This is a genomic window from Xanthobacter autotrophicus (assembly GCF_030015065.1).
Classification (GTDB): domain Bacteria; phylum Pseudomonadota; class Alphaproteobacteria; order Rhizobiales; family Xanthobacteraceae; genus Xanthobacter; species Xanthobacter autotrophicus_D.
Genome location: NZ_JAIVFN010000199.1, coordinates 1 through 4708, shown reverse-complemented (window position 1 = coordinate 4708; position 4708 = coordinate 1). Strand labels below are relative to the sequence as shown.

Genomic DNA, 4708 nt, shown 5'->3' with positions numbered 1-4708 from the left:
GGCAAAGGGGGGGCCAGGGGGGCGCAGACGTCACCGGAACGCGCCCCTTCGCGGCGTTCGAGTGGATGCTGTCGCTGCGGTATCTGCGGGCCCGGCGCAAGGAAGGCTTCATCTCGGTCATCGCCGGCTTCTCCTTCCTCGGCATCATGCTGGGGGTGGCGACCCTCATCATCGTCATGGCGGTGATGAACGGGTTCCGGCAGGAGCTTCTGGGCAAGATCCTCGGCCTCAACGGCCACGTGCTGGTGCAGCCGCTGGAATCGCCGCTCACCGACTACGCGGCGGTGGCGGAGCGCATCGCCAGGCTCAACGGCATCCGCCTCGCGGTGCCGCTGGTGGAGGGGCAGGCGCTGGCCTCCTCGCCCTTCGGCGCCTCGGGCGTGCTGGTGCGGGGCCTTGCGGAAAAGGACCTGCGGGAACTGCCCTCGGTGGCCCACAACATCCGCCAGGGCACGCTGGAGAATTTCGACCAGGGGCAGGGCATCGCCATCGGCAAGCGCCTCGCCGACCAGCTTTCGCTGCGGGCGGGAGACAACCTGACGCTGGTGGCGCCGCGCGGCGCCGTGACGCCCATGGGCACCTCGCCGCGCATCAAGGTGTACAAGGTGGCGGCGGTGTTCGAGGTGGGCATGTCGGAATATGACAGCGCCTTCGTCTTCATGCCGCTGGCCGAGGCGCAGGCCTATTTCAACCGCAACGCCGACGTGAACGCCGTCGAGGTCTATCTCGACAATCCCGACGACGTGGGCGAATTGCGCGGCGCCATCCAGAGCGCGGCGGAGCGGCCCGTGTATCTGGTGGACTGGCGGGTGCGCAACGCCACCTTCTTCAACGCTTTGCAGGTGGAGCGGAACGTGATGTTCCTCATCCTCACCCTCATCGTGCTGGTGGCGGCGCTCAACATCGTGTCCGGCCTCATCATGCTGGTGAAGGACAAGGGCCACGACATCGCCATCCTGCGCACCATGGGGGCGACGCAGGGCGCCATCATGCGGGTGTTCTTCATCACCGGCGCCGCCATCGGCGTGGTGGGCACCCTCTCCGGGCTGCTCCTGGGCGTCATCGTCTGCCTCAACATCGAGAGCATCCGCCAGTTCATCTCCTGGCTCACCGCCACCGAGCTGTTCTCGCCGGAGCTGTATTACCTGAGCCGCCTGCCGGCCGAGATGAATGTGGGCGAAACCACGTCCGTGGTGGTGATGGCCATGGTGCTCTCCTTCCTCGCCACCCTGTATCCGTCCTGGCGGGCCGCCCGGCTCGATCCGGTGGAAGCCCTGAGATACGAGTGATGGATCAGCGCGCAAATCCCAGTGGACGGCCCGAGGGGCAGGGCGGCCGCCCGCAGCTTGCCCTGGCGCTCACCGGCGTGGTGCGGCGCTATCCCCAGGGCGCGGGGACCATCGAGGTCCTGCGCGGGGCGGACTTCGCCATTTCCCACGGCCAGTCGGTGGCGCTGGTGGCGCCCTCCGGCTCCGGCAAGTCCACCCTGCTGCACATCGCAGGATTGCTGGAGCATTCGGACGCGGGCGAGGTGTTCATCGACGGCACGCCCACCGCGCGCCTGCCCGATGCGGAGCGCACCCGCATCCGCCGCCTCTCCATCGGCTTCATCTACCAGTTCCACCACCTCCTGCCCGAATTCACGGCGCTGGAGAACGTGTCCATGCCGCAGATGATCCGCGGCCTCTCCCGCAGGGAGGCCGAGGCGCGCTCCAAGGACCTCCTGTCCTATCTTGGCCTCGGCGCGCGGCTCACCCACCGCCCGTCCGAGCTTTCCGGCGGCGAGCAGCAGCGCGTCGCCATCGCCCGCGCGCTCGCCAATGCGCCGCGCCTGCTGCTGGCCGACGAGCCCACCGGCAACCTCGACCCCAAGACCTCCGACCATGTCTTCGGCGCGCTCACCGAGCTGGTGCGCGCCACCGGGGTCGCGGCGCTCATCGCCACCCACAACCTGGAGCTGGCCTCCCGCATGGACCGCCGCGTCACCCTGCGCGAGGGCAAGGTGGTGGAACTCGCCTGAGCATTGCGCGGGCTTGATTGATGGCCTGACTTTCCGGAGCGCGCATGGATTCCTTCTTCACCGCCTCCAAGGTCCTGTGGTTCCTTGCGGTGCCGTCCAACCTGCTGGTCATCCTGGCGGCGCTGGGGCTGGTCATGCTGGGTCTGCGGCTGCGCCGTGCCGGTGCCGCGCTGGTGACCATCGCCGTGGCGGGATGGCTGGTATTCGGCTTCTCGCCGGCGTCCAGCTTCATCCTCTCGCCGCTGGAGGAGCGCTTCCCCCTCTTCACCGACGATGGAACCCCGGTGACCGGCATCATCATGCTGGGCGGGTCGGAGAAGCCGGACATCGGCAATGCGCGCGGCGTGCCCACCTTCGGCGAGGCCGGGGAGCGGCCCATTGCCTTCGCCGCCCTGTCGCGCCGCTATCCGCAGGCGCGCCTCGCCTTTGTCGGGGGCAGCGGGCGGCTGGTGCGCAATGACGAGGCCGTCGAGGCGCACATGATCCGCATGAGCCTGCCGGACCTCGGCATTCCCGAGGCGCGGGTGGAGTTCGAGGAGAAATCGCGCAACACCGCCGAGAACGCCGAATTCGCCAGGGCGGTGCTGAAGCCGAAGCCGGGCGAGCGCTGGCTGCTTGTCACCAGCGCCGCGCACATGCCGCGCGCGGTGGGCTGCTTCCGCAAGGTGGGGTTCGACGTGGTGGCCTATCCGGTGGACTTCCAGACCATCGGCCCGGACCGGCTGGACGAACCGTTCTCCCGCGCCGCCGACGGCCTCGACAAGACCGACATGGGCGTGCGCGAGTGGGTGGGGCTCGTCGTCTATTATGTCACGGGCAAGACCAGTGCCCTGTTCCCGGCGCCCTGACGCGGGCGCACCCGTGAACCCTCTCCCGCTTGCGGGGGAGGGGGCGGCCGGCCCTTGGCATCACTCGTCCCGTGGCGCGCCGATGCGGTAGACGCCGCGCAGGTCGGCGGGATCCACCGGCTTGCCCTTGCGATAGATGAGGGCGCGGCCCTCCTGCGTCATCCGCACCGCGACCCGGCGCACCAGCGGCAGGGCCCGCTGCCATTCCTCCTGCGGCATCAGCGCCTGCGCCACGTCCATGGGGCTGACGCTCTTGCCGGCACCGCATTCGGCGGTGAGCCGCAGCAGCGCGGCCTCGATGGCGGCCTCGTCGGGCAGGCGGGCGGGCGCCGGGATGCCGGGTTGGGGATGGGTGCGGGAATCGCTGCTCATGGCGGACTTCATAAAGCATTTTCCGCCATGGCGGCCATCGGATCGCAGGGCGGGCAGGGCACCGGAGCGCGCGCGGCACGAGCGATGGCGGGCGTTCGCGACATATTTTGGACAACGTCTGAGAAGCGTTCGCATCCCCCTTGCCGAGAAAGTCATAAAATCTTAATGATTGTTGCAGTGCGGAAACGCATCACGTGCCGCGGGGGCACGTGCAGAGGTCAACGATCCCATCATGAATCTCAGCCAAGGCTATGCCCATCGCCGCTCCTGCTGGGGCGTCGCGCGCACCGCGCTTGTCGTATTCCTGGCCGCGGTCGCCGTGGTCTATCTGTTCGGCGGCTTCGAGCACGCCGTCCTGCGTGCCGGCTGACGGGACGCGGTCCCGGATCCGGCCGAAAGGCTTTACCATAGACTGTGCGGACCCCACCCATGCGTTGCCTTCCGGCGCGCGGGGGAAGATGATCCGCGCCCGCCGCCAAGGGGCGGCACGACGCGCCCCCATGCCGGCGCGGTTTTTGGTGCGCGCTTGCGCCGGGACCGCGCCGGGCTGACATGAAGGCGGGGCGGAGGACGCCAGATGCAGTGGGTCGATCAGCTTCTGGGGTTCGCGACCGCGAGCTTCGCCGTTCCCGGATGGGTCCTCGTCGCCGCGGCGGTGGCGGGCGTCGTCTGCGTCGTGCTGCTGTTCGCGCGTTCCGAGCCCAACGACCATCCCGCGACAATTCTGGTGCTGGTCGCCATGCTCGTCGGCGGCCTCGCCGTGGGCTGGGCGCTGGTGCGCGCGGTCGCGGGCACCGCTTCCGGCGGGCAGGCGCAGGCGCTGGAGGCGCGCGCCGCCGCGCTCGATGCCGCCGCGGCCCAGGCGCCCGGGCTCGGCTGCCTCGCCGCCGACGCCACCCTGGCGGGCGCCTGCGAGATGGTGCTGTTCGAGCGGCCCGATTCGGTCTCGGCCGCGCGGGCGCTGGTGCGCGAGCGCATCGCGCTGGTGGAGGATGCCGCCGACCTGCTGCGCCGCGCCGAGGTGCCCGGGCTTCCCGCCCGCGTCATGGCCTGGCGCCGGCCGCTGGAGCTGGACCCGTTCGGCTTCACGGCGGCGGTGCTGGTGGATGATTTCGGCTGCTCCCCCACCTTCTGCCCGCCGGCGGCCATGCTGGGCGATAGTTCCCGCATCGCCGCGAACATGACCGAGGGCCGCTACCAGGCCCTCGTCGCCCGATACGCGCCGATCTGGGAGCGCAATGCGCGCAATCGCGGCACGCTCAATCCCACCCCGCCGCCGCGCACCGGTCCGTTCGGCTTCACCGTGGTTCCGCACGAGAACGGCGCCGGCGGGCAAGGCGCACAGGAACGCCCACAGGAGCGCCCCCCGGTGGCGAACCTGCCGGTGGAGGGGGAGGCGGCGCCCTCACCGCCAGCCCCCGCAGCTCCGGCGCCTGCCGCGGTCCCGACCGCGCCCGCCCCCCTGCCG

General features: G+C 70.3%; 6 protein-coding genes. 5 read left to right on the top strand and 1 reads right to left on the bottom strand.

The genetic code is table 11. From position 1 onward, the window contains the following. Positions 1-65: 65 nt before the first annotated feature. From K9U40_RS22095 to K9U40_RS22085, 3 genes are read left to right on the top strand one after another with little or no spacing between them, the layout of a single operon-like run. Positions 66-1289: a lipoprotein-releasing ABC transporter permease subunit gene (locus K9U40_RS22095; protein WP_282892266.1), complete on the top strand. Its 1224-nt coding sequence runs from the start codon at positions 66-68 to the stop codon at positions 1287-1289. Beyond that, positions 1289-2020 carry an ABC transporter ATP-binding protein gene (locus tag K9U40_RS22090; RefSeq protein ID WP_282892265.1) on the top strand — a complete coding sequence of 244 codons (732 nt, stop codon included), beginning with the start codon at positions 1289-1291 and terminating at the stop codon, positions 2018-2020. The genes K9U40_RS22095 and K9U40_RS22090 overlap by 1 nt, the downstream gene beginning before the upstream one ends. A gap of 44 nt (positions 2021-2064) precedes the next feature. Then, positions 2065-2868, top strand: coding sequence for a YdcF family protein (locus tag K9U40_RS22085; RefSeq protein WP_282892264.1), 804 nt, complete (start codon positions 2065-2067; stop codon positions 2866-2868). Positions 2869-2928: 60 nt separating this feature from the next. Here the strand turns inward: K9U40_RS22085 and K9U40_RS22080 are convergent, their stop codons facing one another. After that, complete coding sequence (locus tag K9U40_RS22080) at positions 2929-3240, bottom strand: DUF3253 domain-containing protein (RefSeq protein ID WP_282892263.1); 312 nt, start codon at positions 3238-3240, stop codon at positions 2929-2931. Positions 3241-3472: 232 nt separating this feature from the next. On the opposite strand from K9U40_RS22080, the gene K9U40_RS22075 reads away from it, so the two are divergent. Then, the gene (locus tag K9U40_RS22075) at positions 3473-3610 is read left to right on the top strand and encodes a hypothetical protein (RefSeq protein WP_282892262.1); all 138 of its coding nucleotides are present in this window, start codon (positions 3473-3475) and stop codon (positions 3608-3610) included. A 207-nt stretch (positions 3611-3817) separates the two neighbouring features. After that, the coding region (locus tag K9U40_RS22070; RefSeq protein WP_282892261.1) for a hypothetical protein at positions 3818-4708 on the top strand (891 nt) is incomplete at its 3' end.